The following is a 17,376-nucleotide window of genomic DNA, read 5'->3' as shown; positions in this document are numbered from 1 at the left end:
GAACCGGTTCGACGAATCCCGAGTGCATCCTGGAGCGACGCGTACGCCGATGTCCGGTCGGATCAGCCGCGGTCGACGTCGCGCGAACGGCTCAGCGCGCGGTCCATCGCCCTCAGCGTCCGGAAGCCGGCCCGCCCGGCCACGGCCGCGCGAGCCGAGGGCGAGAGCGACGGGCTCGCGGCGAGCAGCGACGCGGCGAGGTGCACGCGCCGCTCGCGGAGGGTCGCGGCCACGGTCGTGCCCCGGCGGTGGAAGGCGCGGTCCAGCGTCGCCCGCGAGACGCGGAGCCGCATCGCGAGAACGCCGGCGGTGAAGTCCGCGTCACCCGCCTCCGCATCGATGACGGCGATCGCGCGGAGGAGGACGCCCTCGAGTCCGTCCTCCGGACGGGCGGGCGGCAGGCTCTGCTTGATCAGGGCCGACGCGGTCGCCTCGAGCGCCCGGCGCAGCTCGCTGAAGCCGGGATCGCCCGCCGCGAGGTCCGCGTTGAGGGTCGCGTTGACGAGGGAGACGAAGGCGCCGCTGTAGCTGTCGGCGGCGAGCAGGGTGCAGGACGGCCCGTCGGACTGTGCGCTCGTGAGGCCGAGCCTGCCCCAGGACGTCCTCAGCGCCAGCCAGGCGGAGTCCTCCTCCGCCCGGAACCGAGCGGAGTCGTCGCGTCGGAGGAGGGCGAGCCCGCCGGGCCGCAGACGAGCGGCCTCGAGAGGGCCGTCGACGACGATCTCGCCGGCGACCGGGACGATGAGGTCGACCTCGGCCCGGTCGGGGGCGGGGAGGGGCGGGTCGGTCCGGAGCGTGCCGGGTGTGTGCCAGAGGCGGCTCAGCCGGAAGCCGTCGACGGCGAGCACGTCCCCGGCGAGGTGCAGGGGCGGAGCTCCGTCGCTCGCCCAGCCGAGGCTCCTCAGCCACGCCTCCACGCGGGGACCGCTCAGCTGCAGCGTCTCGACGAGACCGCGCGGGGCGGCCGGCTGCTCGGAAGCGGTCACCGGGCTCCTTCGCAGCGGGGACGGGGTGCGCGGGCGGTGACCACGTTAGGCCGGGGGAGGGGCGCCGAGACGGGGTGGCGCGTTCCTCCTCGGACGAGGCGCCCGTCCTCGGCGGGAGGGCGGAGGCGGCCCTCCTCGCCCGCGGTCCGGCAGGACGCGGGCGGAGAGGGCCGCCGGGCGCGGATCAGCGGCAGTCGGTTCTCGCCTTGATCCAGTGGGGGTTCAGCGCGCCGTCTCCCTGGGCGGTGATCCCGGCCGCATCGGGGCCGGTGCTGGCACCGGAGCCGATCTTGGTCCACGTGTTCTGCGCCGGGCTGTAGTACCAGATGTCGCCGTTCGCCTTCACGGAGACGTTCCCATCCGCTCCCTGACCGTAGGTGCGGACGAACCCGGAGTTCTCCGGGACGGTCGCGAGCCGGGTGCCGTACTGCAGGACCCCGTCCTTGATCCAGTGGATCTCGAACGTCCCGCCCGGCCGCTGGGTCAGTCCGGCGGCGCTCGGCTCGGTGCTGGCTCCGGTGCCGACGAGGTCCCACACGTTGCCCTGCGGGGTGTACCGCCAGATGTCGCCGTTCGACTTCACGGCGATCGTGCCGCGGGTGCCGAGGCCGTAGACGCGGATGAATCCGGAGTTGGTCGGCACGGTGGCCGCTGCGGTGCCGTACTGCAGGACTCCGTTCTTGATCCAGTGGACGTTCAGGGTCCCGGCCGGGTTCGCGGAGATGCCGGCCGCGCTCGGCTCGGTGCTGGCGCCGGTGCCCAGAAGGGTCCACTCGTCGGTCTGGCGGTTGTACCGCCAGACGTCGCCGTTCGACTTGATGGAGACGTTCCCGTCCGCGCCCTGACCGTAGGTGCGGACGAATCCGGAGTTGCTCGGAACGGTCGCGAGCGCCTTGCCGTACTGGAGGACTCCGTCCTTGATCCAGTGCGCGTTGTAGGTTCCGTCCGGCTGCTGCGTGAGCCCGGATGTGCTGGGCTCCGTGGAGGCGCCCGTGCCGAGCTTCTGCCAGCCGTCCGACCGCCGGTACTGCCAGATGTCGCCGTTCGCCTTGACGGAGACGTTGCCGTTCACACCCTGCGAGGAGGTGTGGATGAATCCGGAGTTCTCGGGAACAGTGGCGAGGCCCGTGCTGTACTGCAGGTCGCCGGTCTGGCGGACCGGGAACGGGGCGTTCGTCTTCGCCGAGCCGCCGAAGGCGAGGGCCGAGCCGGTCGAGGGGCCCGCGATGACGCCGCCGACCGGGATGGTGGCGACTCCGTTCGCGTCGGTCACGAAGGTGTCGGTCCCGCTCCCTCCGAAGCGGAAGCCGGGCGGGGTGTTCACCCGCACGGGGACGTTCGCGACGTTGCCGCCGGTGAGGGTCAGCGTGATCGGCGCCGTGTTGGGCATGCACGCGATCATGGTCGGGATGGAGCTGAACACGAGGGTCTGCGTGGCAGAGGCGGCGGCGGCCGGGGTGGCCGTCGCTGCGGCGATCACGGGCAGGGACCAGGTGGCGCCGGCGACGACGGTGCGTCGCCTCAGCGGACCCTGCTCAGCGGGAGAGTTGTCGGAAGTCACAGTGAAGCTCCTCGGTCTGTCTTCTCGCCGGCGGCCTGCTCGGAGGACGGTCGTCGTCCGCTCGGGCGCTTCGGCGGGTACGACGGGCGCCGTACCGCTGGGGAGTCTTCCCGCGGGCGGGCGGTCGGCCCAAGCGCTCGGGGGCAGGTGAGGAGGAAGTGGCGCCGCCGTGAGGAGGGAGTGGTGGGCTCCGGCGCCGTCCCGAGTCGCGATCGCCCTCCTGACCCGGTGATCCCCTCGGTCGCACGCTGCCGCCGGGGCGCCGCCGGCGCGGTGAGCGGGAGCGTCGCCGTCCGCTGTGACCGGTCCTGTGACAAACGGAGCACGCGCGGGCTGCGAATCACTCCTGTGGTGAGGCGTCAGCGTGCCCGCGAGGAGGGGGCGCCCGATGAGGTCGAGATCGGCCGAGATGTACCGGCGGATGGCCGAGCACTGGAACGGCGTGGAGGCCCGTTCTGGACTGCGGGTCGAGGCGACGGGCTCGCTCGGCTTCGAGATCGCCAGACTGTGGATCCCCGGTGGCTGCGTTCTCGAGCAGAAGCCGCAGTCGCGCTGCCCGCCGGGCGCGCATCTGCTGCTGGTCGTCGAGGGCGGAGGACGCATCCGACAGGACGGACGGATGCTCGAGTGCGGCAGTGGTGATCTGGTGGTCATCGACGCGGAGCCGCGGACCGGGGCGCGCTTCCCCCGCTCGACCGTGATCTACGCCTGGGTGCTCGGCGAGCGGGCGCTGGAGCAGCGCTGGATCACGGAGCGCTTCGGCGAGGTCCTGCCCGTCGCCGGCTGCTTCCTGGCCCCGGCGCGGGCGCTGATGAACGGTCTCCTCGACGGCGACCCCGCTCTGGCGGAGCAGCCCGCCGTCGCCCGGGCGGGCGAGGCCTTCCTGAAGGAGCTGGTCGAGGGCTCCGCACCGCGCAGGCGTCCCCGCGCCGAGGACGTCTACGGGGAGGCCATGGCCCTGATCGAGGAGCGCCACCGCGATCCCGCCTTCACCGCCGCCCGGCTCGCCCGCGAGCTCCTGGTGTCGGAGCTGACGCTGGCTCGCGCGTTCTCCTTCCTCGGGCGGACGGCCGACGACGAGCTCGAGCGGCGCCGGGCGGGCACCCTCCTGCTCCTGATCGGCGGGCGGTCCCTGGCGACGGCCGACTTCGCGCGCTCGGCCGAGGAGGCGGGCTTCGCCTCCGAGGGGAGCGCTCGCCGCGCGCTGTGGCGGCTCTCCCAGCGCCGCTGACCGCGACGGTCCCCGTGGCCGTCCTCCCGGTCCGGCGACGGCGTGCGGCCGGATTCCGAGCGCGAGGCGCGGAGGCCTGGGAGATCCGTGCGAACGTCCGGCGGTGATCGACAGATGAGGGATTCTGTTCGTTCGACGCGGAGGAGGCGGGAGATGGGGGCCGCAGAGGAGCGGACGCGGGCGTTCGCTCGCGCCTGGGACGAGCGCGGGACCGGCGCTCCCGGTCTGCGGATGGACGCAGCGGATGGACCGGGACTCGCGCTGACGCGGGTGTGGGGGCCGAACGGGATCAGGGTCGCCCCCTCGCCGTCGGTCGACAGGGCGGACAGGCCGGCGGGCGTTCACATCTCCCTGATCGTCGAGGGCGGGGGAGAGGTCGTCCTCGACGAGGGCGTGCTCGAGGCGACGCCGAACAGCGTCCTGCTCCTCGACGCCAGGGTCCCGGCGCGCATCGACTGCCGGCGGCCCACCCTCTCGTACACCTGGAGTTTCGACGCCGCCGTGCTCGAGCACCGGTGGGTCCGCGAGCGGATCAACGAGGTCGTGCCGGTGCGCGAGTCGGTCTGGACGCCTGCCCGCGCCCTCGCGAACAGCCTGATCGAGGACGATCCGGCCGTGCTCGGCGCCGCCGGCGTGAGGCGGGCGAGCGAGCTGCTGCTGGAGGGGATCGTCGAGCACAGCGCTCCGCGGGTCCGGACCCGGGGCGCCGACCAGGTCTACGCGGAGGCGATCCCGGTGATCGAGGCACGTCACCGCGACCCGGCGTTCTCCGCCGCGGTGCTCGCCCGGGAGCTGCTCGTCTCCCCTCGCATGCTCGCGGAGGCGTTCGCGTTCCTCGGCCGCACGCCGGCGGAGGAGATCGCGACGCGTCGGGCGGGCACCCTCCGGCGCCGCATCGGCCTGCGGCGGCGGGGCCCTGCCGACTTCGCCCGCCTCGCCGAGGAGTGCGGCTACGGCACCCGCGAGCAGGCCGCGCTGACGCTCAGCCGCTCCGCCTCCTGAGGCCGGCGGAGCGCCCCGGACACGACGGCGCCCCCTCGTCCGCGGAGGGACGAGGGGGCGCCGGGGGAGATCGGGCGGGAACCCGGTCAGGTCTTGCTGCGGGCCATGACGGCGCGCTGGAGGAGGACGAAGACCAGGAGGATGCCTCCGGTGATGATCGTGGTCGCCTCCGGCGGGATGCCGCCGTCGCGGGTGATCAGGACGTTCATCAGTCCGAGCACCAGGGCGCCGACCACCGAGCCGAGCACGAACCCGACGCCGCCGGTGAGCAGCGTGCCGCCGATGACGGTCGCCGCGATGGCGTCGAGCTCCCAGCCGGTGCCGGTGATGTTCTGCGCGCTGCCGAGGCGGGCGGTGTAGACCACACCGGCGAGACCGGCGAGCGTGCCGCTGATGATGTAGATGAACAGCTTGGTCCGCACCACCGGGAGGCCCATCAGGGCCGCCGACTGCTCGGAGCCGCCCATCGCGTAGACCGTGCGGCCCAGGCGGGTGCGGTGCAGCACGAAGAACGCGCCGGCCACGACGAGGATCGCGATGATCACGCCGGGGCTGATGACGAAGTCGTTGACCTTGGGGCCGTCGATCAGCTTGATCGGCGTGGCCAGGCTCAGCACGGCCGAGTCCTCGGGGAGGCGCTCCGGGACGGTGCTCAGCATGGAGGCGAGACCGCGGGCCAGGAACATCATCGCGAGCGTCGCGATGAACGGCTGCACGTTGAAGTACTGGATCAGGACGCCGGAGATCACGCCGAACAGGGCGCCGATCACGACCATCAGGACCATCACGAGCCAGGGGTTCCAGCCGGCGTTGATCAGGAGCACGCCGCTCACGCTGCTGAACGCGATCACCGCGCCGACCGAGAGGTCGATGCCGCCGGTGAGGATCACGAAGGTGAGGCCCACGGCGAGGATGATCAGGTGCGCGTTGTTGACCAGCAGGTTCGAGATCGTGCTCGCCTGCAGGATCCGGCCGTAGGCGGCCTCGCCGTAGACGATCATCCCGAAGAAGATGATCAGCGCGGCCAGGGTGGGCAGCTTGTCCAGGTGCTGGCTCAGCCAGCCGCGCGCCCCGGAGGTGCGCTTGGTGCTCGCCGGAGGGGCGGAGCGGGTCATCACGGCACTCATGCGGGGATCGCCTCTTTCTGCGGGACGCTGCGGCGCGCCTCGCGACGGGACTTGAAGGCGGAGCGGACGCGCTCGGACTGCAGGAGGCAGAGCGCGACGATGACGATCGCCTTGAAGGCGGGCGTCGCGGAGGACGAGACTCCGAGGAACACGACGGTCTTGTCGAGGGTGGCGATCAGGATCGCGCCCACGGCGGCACCGGTGATGTTGAACTTACCGCCGGCGAGCGAGGTGCCACCGATGACGACCGCGAGGATCGCGTCGAGCTCGAGCTGGTAGCCGGTGCGCGAGACGTCGACCGTCATCACGCTCGCCGTGGCGAACACGCCCGCGACTCCGGCGAGGATGCCGCTGCCGATGTAGGCGGTCATCAGCAGGCCCCGGCGGTTGATGCCCGCGAGGCGGGCCGCCTTCGGGTCCATGCCGATGGCCTCGATCATCAGGCCGAGCGCGCTGCGGCGCACCAGGACTCCGACGACCACGACGATGGCGATGGCGAGGAGGAACACGACCGGGAGCCCGAAGACGTACCCGTTCGCGAGCCAGCGGAAGGGCTCGTTGGTGGCGGCGGTGTTCTGGCCGCCGGTGATGACCTTCGCCAGGCCGCGGCCCGCGAGCATCACGACCAGCGTGCTGATGAAGGGCTGGAGGCCCACCACCGAGACCAGGACGCCGTTCACGGCTCCGAGCACGGCGGCCACGAGGAGGGCGAGCGCGAAGGCACCCGCTGCGGCGCCGAGCGAGTCGGGCGCTCCCGCGGAGTTGAGGAACTCCATCGAGACGGCGCCGGCGACGACCATGATCGAGCCGACCGAGAGGTCGATGCCCCCGGTCGCGACGACCAGGCACATGCCGACGGCGATCATCAGGATCGGAGCGGCGGCGCGGGCGATGTCGATGACGTTGCCGACGAGGTATCCGGTGGTCGGGCTGACCGAGACGGCCAGGTAGCCCGGGTCCTTGACGACGTTGACGAGGAGGAGCAGGGCGATCGCCACGACTCCCCAGAAGTACTGGCGGCGGATGATCCCGCCGAGGACGGACCCCCGGGCGGGTCGGGTGTCGCTGCTCATGATGCGGCCTCCTGCGTGGCGCTCTCGAGGACGACGACGTCCTCGTCGACGACTCCCTCTGCGGCGATGGTAGTGACGATCGACTCCGCAGTGACAGCGGGACCGTTGAGGATCTCCGCGATCACGCGGTGGTCCTTCAGGACGATGATGCGGTCGCTGAGGCGGACGACCTCGTCGAGCTCGGACGAGATGAAGACCACGGCGACGCCCTCGCCGGCGAGGGCGACGACCTTCTCCTGGATCTCGGCCTTCGCTCCGACGTCGATGCCGCGGGTCGGCTCGTCGAGGATGAGGATCTCGGGGGCGGTGGCGAGCCAGCGGCCGAGGAGGACCTTCTGCTGGTTGCCGCCGGAGAGCTTGCTGATCGGGCGGTCGGGGTCGGCCGGGCGCACGTTGAGCTCGACGAGGTACTTGCCGACGATCTCGTCCTTCTCCTTCTTGGAGAGGGGGCGGGCCCAGCCGCGCTTGGCCTGCACGCCGAGGATGAGGTTCTCGCGGACCGAGAGGTCGCGGATGATGCCCTCGTCGCGGCGGTTCTCGCTCGAGAACGCGATCTTGTGGGCGAGGCCGGCGGTCGGCGTCGGGACGTCGATCTTCTTGCCGTGCATCGTGATCTCGCCGGTGTCGGGCTTGTCGACGCCGTAGATCAGGCGCGCGAGCTCGGTGCGGCCGGAGCCGAGGAGCCCGGCGAAGCCGACGACCTCGCCGCGGTGCAGCGTCAGGTCGGTGCTCTCGATGGAGCCCTTCTTGCCGATGCCCTTCGCGGTGTAGAGCGGGGCGTCGCGGTAGAGGTGGTCATGGCTCTCGCGCTCGGAGTCGAGGGAGCGCAGCGCCGCGATGTCCTTGCCGATCATCTTCGAGATCAGCGAGGTGCGGTCGAGCTCGTGGGTCAGGTACTCGCCGACGAAGGTGCCGTTGCGCAGCACCGTCAGGCGGTCGCTGATCGCGTAGACCTGGTCGAGGAAGTGCGAGACGAAGAGGATCGCGACGCCCTCCGCACGGAGGCGGCGGATGACGACGAAGAGGTTCTCGACCTCGTTCGCGTCCAGGCTCGAGGTCGGCTCGTCGAGGATGAGCACCTTGGAGTCGCTCACCGTCGAGCGGCTGATCGCGACCAGCTGCTGCATCGCGATCGAGAGCGAGGCGAGCGACTGGCGCGTGTTGAGGTGGCCGAGGCCGAGCTTCTCGAGCGCGACCTTCGCGGCCTGGTGGGTGGCCTTCCAGTTGATGCCGAAGGGTCCGCGGACCTCGTAGCCGAGCATCACGTTCTCTCCGATGGAGAGGTTCGTGACCAGGTTGACCTCCTGGTACACGGTGGAGATGCCCGCGGCCTGCGAGTCGGCGGTGCCGGTCAGGCGACGGGTCTCCCCGTCGATCACGATGTCTCCGCTGTCGATGCGGTAGACGCCGGTGAGGGCCTTAATGAGCGTGGACTTGCCGGCGCCGTTCTCACCCATGAGGGTGTGGACCTCGCCCGGGAACAGGCGGAAGTCGACGCCGTCGAGGGCTTTCACGCCGGGGAAGCTGATCGAGATGTTCTTCATCTCGACGATCGGAGGCGAACCTGTCATGTCGCGTCGTTCCGTTCTCGAGCGGGGCGCAGCCGAACAGGTGCGCCGAAGGGTCGGAGCGACCGGGGCCGGCGGAGAGCCGGCCCCGGTCGCTCCGGGGGAGTGGTGCCGCGTCGAGGACGACGCCGGGCGACCGGTGGTGCTGAGCGACTAGAACTTGCGGTCGGGCAGCGCGGTGGTGGCGGCCTCGGGCGAGTCGAAGGTCTCGCTCGGGACGACGATCGAGGACTCGACCGTCTCGCCGGCCAGGGTCTTCTCGACCGCGTCGAGGGCGGTCTCGCCGAACAGCGGGTTGTACTCGGCGACGAAGCTCAGCTCGCCGTCGGCCAGCGCCTGCAGGGCGTTCTTGGTGCCGTCGATCGTAGCGATCTTGACGTCGGTGCCGGGGGTGAGGCCGGCCTCCTGGACGGCCTGGACGGCGCCGAGGCCCATCTCGTCGTTCTGTGCGAAGACCAGCTGGACGTCGTTGTTGTTCGACTTCAGGACGGTCTCGAAGACGCTCTTGGCCTCTTCGGTGGACCAGTTCGCGGTCTGCGCGCCGATCTTGGTGAACTTCGAGTCGGCGCCGATGACCTCGTCCCAGCCCTCGTTGCGCTCGTTGACGACCGAGACGCCCGCGGGGCCCTCGAGCGTGAAGTACTTCGCGCCGCTCGGGAAGGTGGTCTTGGCCCAGTCGGCGACCGAGGTGCTGACCGCGATGTTGTCCGGCGCGATGCGGGTCACGTAGAGGTCGGTGTTGTCCGGCTCGATGCCGCGGTCGATCAGGATGACCGGGATCTCGGCCTCCTGGGCGCGCTCGAGCGAGTCCTCCCAGCCGGAGCCCTCCGTGGCGGAGAGCAGGATGATGTCGACGCCCTCGTCCACGAAGGAGGTGAAGGAGTCGATCTGCGACTTCTGGTCTCCGTTGGTGGCGGGTGCGTACTTCAGGTCGAAGCCGGCGTCCTTGGTGAACGTGTCCTCGATGTTGGTCTCGTTCGCCTGGCGCCACGCGCCCTCGGGGCCGACGGCCACGAAGCCGACGGTGGTGAGGTCACCGCTCGAGCCGGAGCCCGAATCGGTGCCGGAACCGCCCGAGCAGCCCGCGAGTCCGAACGCGAGTGCGCCGACTGCTGCGAAACCCAGGAACTGGCCGATACGCCTCGTCTTGGACATAGATCTCCTCCTTGAGATCGCGGGCACGAAGAGAGTGCCCGAGATGGTGGACCCCGAAGGGCCTCGAATGCGGGCCTAGCGGCCCGAGGTGCGGTGAGTGCAGGATGTGCAGTGGACGCCGGCCGAAGCAGCGCCGCGTCGAAATGTTACCGTGAACAATTCTTGTGACGCAACAGCACGGCGGTGCGCTTCGGTAACGATCCGGTCGCGGGGCCCCGCAGGGCCCGATGGCAACCCTCTCCCCGGGGCTCAGGGCCGGGAGTAGCTTCCCTGGCCATGAAGCTCCCTCGATCGCGCTCCGTCCCCGCGACGGCCGCGACGGCGGCCCTCGTGCTCGCGCTCTGCGGATGCTCCGCGGACGGCACGGCGGCCCGCCGCGCGGCCGACGCCTTCCTCTCCGCGCTCGCCGACGGCGACGGCGCCGCGGCGTGCGCGCTGCTCACCGACTCCGCCCGCGAGGCCGTGCAGGACCGGGAGGGCGACTGCCCCGCCGACGTGCTGGAGCTCGGGATCGCGGGAGACGGAGCCGGGGACGCCGAGGTCTACGGCCGGGCGGCGATCGTGCGCTCCGGCAGCACCGCGGTGTTCCTCACTCCGGGCGACGACGGCTGGCTGGTGAGGGCGGCCGGCTGCACGCCGGTGGCGGACGCGCCCTTCGAGTGCGTCCTGGACGGGAGCTGACGTGCGCACCGCCTCCGCCCTCTACTACGCCGTGATCGTGCTCGGCCTGATCGGGTTCTTCGCCGTCGGGATCCTGGGGAGATGAGCCGGATGCGCCGCTTCCTGCGCGAGAACGGGCTCTCGCTGTTCTTCCTCGCGATCTTCCTGCTCGCTCTCGCCGGGCAGTCGTTCGCCGGGCTCGCCGCCTACAACGACACCCAGACAGCGGAGGGGCTGCGGGAGGTCGGCTACTGGCGCTTCGTCACCTCCTCCGACTTCGCGATCGACGTCGCCGAGAACTGGCAGTCGGAGTACCTCCAGTTCTTCCTCTACATCGGCGCGACCGTCTGGCTCGTGCAGCGCGGCTCGCCCGAGTCGAAGCGGGTGGGCGAGGAGGGCCTCGAGACCGACGAGCAGCAGAAGGCGGGGGGCGTCCGCGGAGGACGACTCGCCGCCCTCGGCGTCCGCCGGCGGCCTGCGGCAGGCGCTGTTCTCGCACTCGCTGCTGCTGGTGATGGGGGCGGTGTTCCTGCTGTCCTGGGCGGCGCAGTCGGTGACGGGCGTCGTGGCCTACAACGAGGAGCAGCTGACGAGCCTGGAGGCGCCCGTCGACTGGCTCGGCTACGTCTCCTCCGCCGACTTCTGGAACCGGACGCTCCAGAACTGGCAGTCGGAGTTCCTCGCGGTGGGCAGCATGGCGGCGCTCGCCGTGTTCCTGCGCGAGCGCGGGTCGAGCGAGTCGAAGAAGGTGGGCGATCCGCACGGACGGACGGGGATCTGAGTGGTCAAGGTGTGTCGGATCGGACGCGGATCTCGTCGCCCTCGAGGGCGAACCGCAGGGACGTGCCGATCGGGAACCGCTCGCGCAGGGCCTCCGGCGCCGCCGACGTCACGGTGAACTGCGCGACCGCGGGGAACGCTCCGGCCGTGCAGCCCTGGAAGAACAGGCCGTCCTGCGGCTCGGCGGTCCGCACGATGGAGAGGCACGAGCCGGCGCTCGAGGAGCGGCGCTGCCGGACGACGGTGAGCCCCGTGTCGGCGGGCAGGCTCTGCCGCACGACGGTGAGCCCGCCGAAGTCCTCGGTGGTGACCGATCCGTCGAACCCCAGTCCCTCCCAGCCGGGGAGGTCGGTGCCGTTCGACAGCGGCAGCACGGCGACCTCGCGGCCGGGCTGTCCGTCCTCGGCGGTGGCGAGGAGGGTGGCCCCCGCGGCGACGGCGGCCGTCGCGGCCAGCGCGGCGAGGAGGAGGAGGCCGCGCCGACGGGAGCGGCGGGGCGGGACGTGGCCGAGGGGGTCGGACTCCTCGTCGGCGGAGGCGTCCGCGGAAGGTGCCGCGTCCTCCGGCGCCGCGTCCCCGGAGACCGCGGGAACCACCGCGTCCGGCAGTGCGGTGCCGAGGGCGGGACGGACGCGGGCCTCGAGCGCGGAGAGCCGGGCGAGCGCGCCGGGGTCCCGCTCGATGTCGGAGCCTCGGCCGTAGGCGCGCCGCTGCAGCTCCGCGAGCTCGTCCGGTCGCTGATCGTCCACCCCCGGATCCTCGCAGGCCCGGCGCCCGAGCGGGACCCGCCGGCGCGCCGAGGTCCTGGCGGTCGAGCAGCCCGGACGGCTCATCGAGACCCGGTGGACGGTGCGGCCGCTCGGCCGGCGGGGGAGGTCAGTCGTCGTCGTCGTCGAGGTCGTCGTCGCGGTCGGCGGCGATCATCTCGACGATCGTGTCGACGGTGAGCCAGGGGCCGTTGCTGACCTCGCCGATCTTCTCGCGGTCCTTGAACACGACGATGCGGTCGCTGAGGCGCACCACCTCCTCCAGCTCGGACGAGATGTAGACGACGGTCACCCCCTCCTTCGCGAGCTGCGCGATGTGCGCCTGGATCTCGACCTTCGACGCCACGTCGATCCCGCGCGCCGGCTCGTCGAGCACGAGCAGCCGCGGACGGGTCGCGAGCCACCGCGCGAGGACCACCTTCTGCTGGTTGCCTCCGGAGAGGTACTTCACCGGGATGTCCGGGTCGGCCGGCGAGATGTTGAGCGCCTCGACGTAGGTGCGCACCAGGGTGTCGGTCTCGGCGGCCGAAAGCGGGTGCGCCCAGCCGCGCAGAGCCTGCAGGCCCAGCACGAGGTTCTCGCGGAGGGAGAGGTCGCCGATGATCCCGTCCTCGCGGCGGTTCTCGCTCGAGTGGGCGATGCGGTGGCGCAGGCCCGACACCGGGTCGGAGATGTGGGCGGGCTCGCCGTCGATCAGCACCTCGCCGGTGTCCGGCTTCTCGACTCCGCTCACGAGCGACGCCAGCTCGGTGCGCCCCGAGCCGCGCAGGCCCGCGAAGCCCACGATCTCGCCGCGGTGCAGCTCCAGATCGGTCGGGCCCACGGCGCCGCGGCGGCCGATCCCGTGCGCGCGGTAGATCGCCGGGCCGACCGGCTGGCGGCGGTGCTCGCGGCGGTCGGAGCCGATCTGCCGCAGCGCATCGATGTCCTTGCCGATCATCTTCGCGATCAGCTCGGCGCGGTCCATGGTGTGCGCCGGGTACTCGCCGACGGTGCCGCCGTCGCGGAGCACCGTCAGCCGGTCGCTGAGGGTGAGGACCTGCTCGAGGAAGTGCGAGACGAACAGGATCGCGACGCCCTGGTCGCGCAGCCTCCGCAGCACCGTGAAGAGGCGGGCCACGTCGCTGAGGTCGAGGCTGGAGGTGGGCTCGTCGAGCACGAGCACGCGCGGACGGTCGACCATCGCGCGGCTGATCGCGACAAGCTGGCGGATCGCCGGCGAGAGCGAGCGCAGCGGCAGGTGCGGGTCGAGGTCCTCCAGGCCCAGCTCGGCGAGCATCTCGGCCGCGCGGTGGTGGGTGCGCGACCAGGAGATGCCGAAGCGGCCGCGGACCTCGTGTCCGAGCATCACGTTCTCGCCGATGCTGAGGTTGTCGGTGAGGCGCTCGTCCTGGAACACGGCCGTGATGCCCGCTGCCTTCGCCTCCGCCGGGCCGCTGAAGCGCCGGGCGACGCCGTCGACGAGGATCTCGCCCGTGTCGGGCTGGTGGATGCCGGTGAGCGTCTTGATCAGCGTGGACTTGCCCGCGCCGTTCTCGCCCATCAGCCCGTGGATCTCGCCCGGCATCAGCCGCAGGTTCCCGTCCTTCAGAGCGGGTCCGGAGGCGAAGGAGACGCGGATGCCGGTCATCTCGACGACGGGTGCCGCGGAGCTCCGGGTCGTCCTCGATGAGATCGCCACGTGCCGTCCTCGGTTCGTGTGCGGCGCGCCGTCAGGGTCCGGCGTGCCAGGGGCTGCCGCCGATGATACGCGAGCGCATGCGGCGGGACGGGAACAGGAGGGTCACGATCGGGGAGCGGCCGTGGAGGAGCGGATCACCAGCTCCGTGGGGATCCGGGTGCGCTGCGGGATCTCCTGGCCGCGGATCCTCGCGTGGATCACCTCGGCGACCGTCGTCCCGAGCTTGTCGAAGTCCTGGCGGACCGTCGTCAGCGGCGGGAGGAAGTGGCGGGCGGTGGGCAGGTCGTCGAAGCCGACGATGCTCATGTCCTCGGGCACGCGGATCCCGCGCTCGACGAGGCCGTGGATCACTCCGAGCGCCATCTCGTCGTTCGCGACGACCATCGCGGTGAAGTCGGGCACCGACTGCAGGCTCGCGGCGAAGTCGTACCCGGAGTCCGGGGTCCAGTCGCCGATGACGATGGGGCGCTCGTGCATCCCCCACGACTTCGCGCGGCTGTGGAAGGCGCGCTCGCGGGCGCGCGCGTCGAGCCAGTCGAGGGGGCCGGAGAGGTGCAGCACGTCGCGGTGGCCGAGGTTGCCCAGGTGGTCGACGGCCTGGAACATGCCGGCCTGCTGGTCGACCGAGACGGTGAGGAAGCTCGGATCCTTGTCGCTCTTCACCACGAGCGTCGGCACGCCGATCTCGACGGTGCGGAGGGTCGCCACGGAGGAGGAGCGCGGCGCGATCACGCAGAGCGCGTCGATCCCGAGGCCCATCAGGTGGGCGATCGCGTCGGTGGGGGTCATCTCGAGGTCCGGCCGCAGCGCGACGGAGGTGATCGAGTACCCCTTCTCGCGGGCGGCGCGCTCGATCGCGCGGAGGGTGCTCGACGGCCCGTACTCGGCGCCGCTCTCGATCATCACGCCGATGCGGTCGGTGCGCTGCGTGACGAGGGAGCGGGCGGCGATGTTCGGCCGGTAGTTGAGCTCGTCGACCGCCTCGAGGACCTTCTGGCGGGTCGACTCCTTGATGTTGGGGTGCCCGCTGAGCACGCGCGACACGGTCATGTGCGAGACGCCCGCGACCGCCGCGACATGGCGGAGGTTCGGCCGATCGGCCATGAGAGGACCTCCTCCGCTCCCCGGGCGGGTGAGCCGCGCCACCCCGACGCGGACGAGGCTCAGAGGGCTCGGCTGCCGGGGGTGGCACCAGCATAGTCAGGCGGGGCCGACCTCCCGGTGGGCGCCTCCTGAGCGGGCGGGCATCGTCCGTTCCGCTGCCGGATCCGCCGTGGCGCGGGGCGGGCGGGACCGTCCCGGTCGCGTCGCTCTCACTGCGGTCCTCGATGATCGAGGGGGCTCCGGGGCGTCGTGAGCCCTCGCCAGAACACGTCGTGCAGGGAATGCTCGGCGACGAGCTCCGGAAGGATCGGGGCCGCGTCCGCTCCTCGTAGGAGGATGTCGTCCAACGAAGCGATGACGTCCACGACCGAGCGCGGAGTGAACTGCCCGGCGAGACGTTTCGCCTTCGCGCGGACGTTGTTGGGCGTGGGGCCCGCATCGATCACGGAGTGGTTCCAGAGCCGGCTGTGGTGAGCGCACCGGTTGCGCAGGTAGACGAGTGCGCGGACCCGGTAGGCGAAACCGGCTCGGGCGACTCCCAGACCGGACGCGACGTCCCCCGCAAGCGATCCTCGTGCCCCTCGCTCGATGCATCTCGACAGAGTTCCGAAGGACCAGGCCTCGACGGCCGACCACACCGGTAGCTCGCCGAAGGCGGCCGCGCCCCTGCCGCCGGGGAGCTCCGTGAAGCGGAGGACATGCCGTTCCCTGCTGCGCTCGATGTCGCGGAGGCACGAATCGACTGTCGACTCCGCGTTCGGAGACTCGGAGTAGAAGCTCTTCTCGAGATAGCACTCGTACGGGCCGTGCTGACGAGCGATGACATGAGCCGTACGGCTGCGGAGAAGGATCTCGGCATGAGCCAGTCGAGCACGCAGGCTCTGCCGCAGCGCTTCATCTGCGTCGCAGACCGCTCGGACGTCCTCGAACGAGACTCCGTCCGCGAACGAGTCGTCCCCGTCGTGCGGAGCCCGCTGGAAGTAGCGGGCGTACCCGGAGAAGCGGCAGTGGTTCTGCGCGGCCAGGTAGCTCGTGCAGGCCTCCCCGTCGGCGATGCCGAGCCCGCGGTCACGGAGGAGCTGGACCTGCTGCTTCCACGACAGGCTCGGTTTCCGTGCCATCGCAGTACCTCGGTGCCGAAGAAAAAGGCCCCTCCCATGTGAGCATCGCGGAGAGGCTTGGGAGGGGGTCGATCGGATCGAATCTACCAGGCGTCCCTCAGCCGTGGTCCCTGCGGCGCCACTCGACCAGCCGGTGGCACGAGTGCTGATCGGACCATCGCCGCAGGACGGAGAGGGCCGACCGCCGCGGCGCCGAACGCTGCGGGTCTTCGAAGGCGCGGGGCGGGCGAGTACTCTCGGGAGCCTCATGGCACGCGACAACGAACCGACCGTCACCCTCACCGATCCGCTCGAGGAGCGCCTGCGCGCGCAGGTCGCCCGCGAGGGGGAGCGCAACGTCGCTCTGCGATCCGCGGCCCTGCTCACCGGCGGGTACGAGGGCGAGTCCTTCCTCCTCACCGTGGGCGGCGAGCACGCCGACGGGATCCTCAAGGGAGCGCCCTCCCTCTACTGGCCCGAGCTCTGGGGTGCCCGCGCGCTCCTCTACGTCTGGGACGACGACGCCGCCGACGCGGTGACCGCCGGACTCGCGAACCCCTCCTGGCGCGTCCGCGAGATGTGCGCCCGCGTCTGCGCCCAGCGCGTGCTGGGCGGGCAGAAGAAGCTGTCCCGCCTGACCACCGACGAGCACCCCCGGGTCCGCGCGGCCGGAGCGCGCGCTCTCGTGGCGGCCGCTCTGGCGGGGATCTCCTCCGGTCGCGACGCGAAGGGCGAGTTCGCGGCGAGCGTCGAGGCCGTCCTGACGGGCATGCTCCGCGACCCGGACCGCGACGTCCGCCGCGCCGCGCAGCAGTCGGCCGACGCGCTGCGGGACGCCCGCTCGGCCTGAGCGGACCGTCCGCCGGCGGTCGAGGCGTCGCGAAGGGCCGCCTCCCGGCTCCGATGACGACCGTTCGTGACGCCTCGGAGCCCCGGGGGCTCAGCCGACCAGGTGCGTCGCGCGCTCGAAGGCGCGCTTCAGCTCGTCGCGCTTGCGGGGCTGGCTCATCGCCCGCTGGCCGGGGCTCCACGAGTCGATGACCGTCGGGCCGTCGACCAGGTAGGGCTCGATGTTCTTCTTCCAGCCGCTGGTCGGCGCGGTCCCGGCGTTGACGACGACCCGCAGGTCGGGGAGCAGCGGCAGGAGCCGGCGCAGCTCCATCGCGCCCTGCCGCACCTCGTCCGCGTCGGGGGCGCCGTCGAGCTGCCACGGCACGATGTTCCAGATCAGGGTGCGGGCGTGCAGTCCGACCTCGTCGCGGAGGGTCCAGGTCGAAGCGGCCGTCGCGTCGTCGTTGTCGACCGAGACGAAGCCGGAGCCGTCGGGGCCGGTCGACATCGGTCCCGGGGCCTCCAGCACGATGAGCGCACGCGCCTCGACGCCGGCCTCGGCCGGGTCGAAGTCGGGCACCACGGCACCGGGATGCCTGCGCGTGCGACGGGCGAGGAGCTCCTCGCGGAACACCCGGAGGGGCTGCACCGAGGGCTCGTCCTCGAGCAGGGCCCGGCGCTCGTCGAGGGCGGAGCGGTCGCGGAAGCCGTACGGCTCGGTCAGGAACACCCTCCGAGGCTAGTCGCGAT

General features: G+C 71.7%; 16 protein-coding genes and 1 pseudogene. 6 read left to right on the top strand and 11 right to left on the bottom strand.

Going from position 1 to position 17,376, the window contains the following annotated elements; genetic code table 11:
* Window positions 1–62: 62 nt before the first annotated feature.
* Window positions 63–986, bottom strand: coding sequence for an AraC family transcriptional regulator (locus C5C54_RS08750; protein ID WP_104288165.1), 924 nt, complete (start codon window positions 984–986; stop codon window positions 63–65).
* A 184-nt stretch (window positions 987–1,170) separates the two neighbouring features.
* Window positions 1,171–2,547 carry a hypothetical protein gene (locus tag C5C54_RS08745; RefSeq protein WP_104288164.1) on the bottom strand — a complete coding sequence of 459 codons (1,377 nt, stop codon included), beginning with the start codon at window positions 2,545–2,547 and terminating at the stop codon, window positions 1,171–1,173.
* 388 nt (window positions 2,548–2,935) lie between these two features.
* On the opposite strand from C5C54_RS08745, the gene C5C54_RS08740 reads away from it, so the two are divergent.
* Together C5C54_RS08740 and C5C54_RS08735 are read left to right on the top strand one after the other, a co-directional pair.
* Window positions 2,936–3,778: a hypothetical protein gene (locus C5C54_RS08740; RefSeq protein ID WP_104269278.1), complete on the top strand. Its 843-nt coding sequence runs from the start codon at window positions 2,936–2,938 to the stop codon at window positions 3,776–3,778.
* Window positions 3,779–3,931: 153 nt separating this feature from the next.
* The gene (locus C5C54_RS08735) at window positions 3,932–4,780 is read left to right on the top strand and encodes a hypothetical protein (protein WP_104288163.1); all 849 of its coding nucleotides are present in this window, start codon (window positions 3,932–3,934) and stop codon (window positions 4,778–4,780) included.
* A gap of 86 nt (window positions 4,781–4,866) precedes the next feature.
* On the opposite strand, the gene C5C54_RS08730 is transcribed toward C5C54_RS08735, so the two are convergent.
* From C5C54_RS08730 to C5C54_RS08715, 4 genes are all read right to left on the bottom strand, one after another.
* Window positions 4,867–5,907: a sugar ABC transporter permease gene (locus tag C5C54_RS08730; protein WP_104222391.1), complete on the bottom strand. Its 1,041-nt coding sequence runs from the start codon at window positions 5,905–5,907 to the stop codon at window positions 4,867–4,869.
* Complete coding sequence (locus C5C54_RS08725; RefSeq protein ID WP_104273673.1) at window positions 5,904–6,980, bottom strand: ABC transporter permease; 1,077 nt, start codon at window positions 6,978–6,980, stop codon at window positions 5,904–5,906. Before C5C54_RS08725 ends, C5C54_RS08730 begins: the two co-directional genes overlap by 4 nt.
* Window positions 6,977–8,551, bottom strand: coding sequence for a sugar ABC transporter ATP-binding protein (locus tag C5C54_RS08720; RefSeq protein WP_104288162.1), 1,575 nt, complete (start codon window positions 8,549–8,551; stop codon window positions 6,977–6,979). Before C5C54_RS08720 ends, C5C54_RS08725 begins: the two co-directional genes overlap by 4 nt.
* A 150-nt stretch (window positions 8,552–8,701) precedes the next feature.
* Window positions 8,702–9,703, bottom strand: a complete 1,002-nt coding sequence (locus C5C54_RS08715) for an ABC transporter substrate-binding protein (RefSeq protein WP_104222394.1) — start codon at window positions 9,701–9,703, stop codon at window positions 8,702–8,704.
* 276 nt (window positions 9,704–9,979) lie between these two features.
* Here C5C54_RS08715 and C5C54_RS08710 point away from each other — a divergent pair, with 276 nt between their 5' ends.
* From C5C54_RS08710 to C5C54_RS18450, 3 genes and pseudogenes are all read left to right on the top strand, one after another.
* Window positions 9,980–10,384, top strand: a complete 405-nt coding sequence (locus C5C54_RS08710; RefSeq protein WP_104288161.1) for a hypothetical protein — start codon at window positions 9,980–9,982, stop codon at window positions 10,382–10,384.
* An 81-nt stretch (window positions 10,385–10,465) separates the two neighbouring features.
* A pseudogene (locus tag C5C54_RS18455) lies at window positions 10,466–10,729 on the top strand (DUF6766 family protein); the annotation flags it as partial.
* 109 nt (window positions 10,730–10,838) lie between these two features.
* Window positions 10,839–11,144: a DUF6766 family protein gene (locus C5C54_RS18450; RefSeq protein WP_374953147.1), complete on the top strand. Its 306-nt coding sequence runs from the start codon at window positions 10,839–10,841 to the stop codon at window positions 11,142–11,144.
* A gap of 4 nt (window positions 11,145–11,148) precedes the next feature.
* On the opposite strand, the gene C5C54_RS08700 is transcribed toward C5C54_RS18450, so the two are convergent.
* The 4 genes from C5C54_RS08700 to C5C54_RS08685 all read right to left on the bottom strand — a co-directional run bounded on the left by C5C54_RS08700 (window position 11,149) and on the right by C5C54_RS08685 (window position 15,816).
* Window positions 11,149–11,892 (bottom strand): hypothetical protein, encoded by a 744-nt coding sequence (locus tag C5C54_RS08700; protein WP_104273675.1) that lies wholly within the window; start codon window positions 11,890–11,892, stop codon window positions 11,149–11,151.
* Window positions 11,893–12,019: 127 nt separating this feature from the next.
* Window positions 12,020–13,540, bottom strand: a complete 1,521-nt coding sequence (locus tag C5C54_RS08695) for a sugar ABC transporter ATP-binding protein (protein WP_104288177.1) — start codon at window positions 13,538–13,540, stop codon at window positions 12,020–12,022.
* Between the two features lie 153 nt (window positions 13,541–13,693).
* Window positions 13,694–14,695, bottom strand: coding sequence for a LacI family DNA-binding transcriptional regulator (locus C5C54_RS08690; RefSeq protein ID WP_104222399.1), 1,002 nt, complete (start codon window positions 14,693–14,695; stop codon window positions 13,694–13,696).
* Window positions 14,696–14,904: 209 nt separating this feature from the next.
* Window positions 14,905–15,816 (bottom strand): Abi family protein, encoded by a 912-nt coding sequence (locus C5C54_RS08685; RefSeq protein WP_104288160.1) that lies wholly within the window; start codon window positions 15,814–15,816, stop codon window positions 14,905–14,907.
* A 247-nt stretch (window positions 15,817–16,063) separates the two neighbouring features.
* On the opposite strand from C5C54_RS08685, the gene C5C54_RS08680 reads away from it, so the two are divergent.
* Window positions 16,064–16,645, top strand: coding sequence for a HEAT repeat domain-containing protein (locus C5C54_RS08680; protein ID WP_258063278.1), 582 nt, complete (start codon window positions 16,064–16,066; stop codon window positions 16,643–16,645).
* A 90-nt stretch (window positions 16,646–16,735) separates the two neighbouring features.
* Here the strand turns inward: C5C54_RS08680 and C5C54_RS08675 are convergent, their stop codons facing one another.
* Window positions 16,736–17,356, bottom strand: a complete 621-nt coding sequence (locus C5C54_RS08675) for a hypothetical protein (RefSeq protein WP_104288159.1) — start codon at window positions 17,354–17,356, stop codon at window positions 16,736–16,738.
* Window positions 17,357–17,376: the final 20 nt, after the last annotated feature.

Origin of the sequence: Rathayibacter sp. AY1F2 (assembly GCF_002930885.1) — a bacterium.
Lineage (GTDB): Bacteria > Actinomycetota > Actinomycetes > Actinomycetales > Microbacteriaceae > Rathayibacter.
This window is presented reverse-complemented; position numbering and strand designations above follow the sequence as displayed.

Bases quoted from the DNA above. Each gene is read 5' to 3' on its own strand.
- C5C54_RS08740 (WP_104269278.1), top strand. From the start codon at position 2,936: ATGAGGTCGAGATCGGCCGAGATGTACCGGCGGATGGCCGAGCACTGG.
- C5C54_RS08735 (WP_104288163.1), top strand. From the start codon at position 3,932: ATGGGGGCCGCAGAGGAGCGGACGCGGGCGTTCGCTCGCGCCTGGGAC.
- C5C54_RS08730 (WP_104222391.1), bottom strand. From the start codon at position 5,907: ATGAGTGCCGTGATGACCCGCTCCGCCCCTCCGGCGAGCACCAAGCGC.
- C5C54_RS08725 (WP_104273673.1), bottom strand. From the start codon at position 6,980: ATGAGCAGCGACACCCGACCCGCCCGGGGGTCCGTCCTCGGCGGGATC.
- C5C54_RS08720 (WP_104288162.1), bottom strand. From the start codon at position 8,551: ATGACAGGTTCGCCTCCGATCGTCGAGATGAAGAACATCTCGATCAGC.
- C5C54_RS08715 (WP_104222394.1), bottom strand. From the start codon at position 9,703: ATGTCCAAGACGAGGCGTATCGGCCAGTTCCTGGGTTTCGCAGCAGTC.
- C5C54_RS08710 (WP_104288161.1), top strand. From the start codon at position 9,980: ATGAAGCTCCCTCGATCGCGCTCCGTCCCCGCGACGGCCGCGACGGCG.
- C5C54_RS08695 (WP_104288177.1), bottom strand. From the start codon at position 13,540: ATGACCGGCATCCGCGTCTCCTTCGCCTCCGGACCCGCTCTGAAGGAC.
- C5C54_RS08690 (WP_104222399.1), bottom strand. From the start codon at position 14,695: ATGGCCGATCGGCCGAACCTCCGCCATGTCGCGGCGGTCGCGGGCGTC.
- C5C54_RS08685 (WP_104288160.1), bottom strand. From the start codon at position 15,816: ATGGCACGGAAACCGAGCCTGTCGTGGAAGCAGCAGGTCCAGCTCCTC.
- C5C54_RS08680 (WP_258063278.1), top strand. From the start codon at position 16,064: ATGGCACGCGACAACGAACCGACCGTCACCCTCACCGATCCGCTCGAG.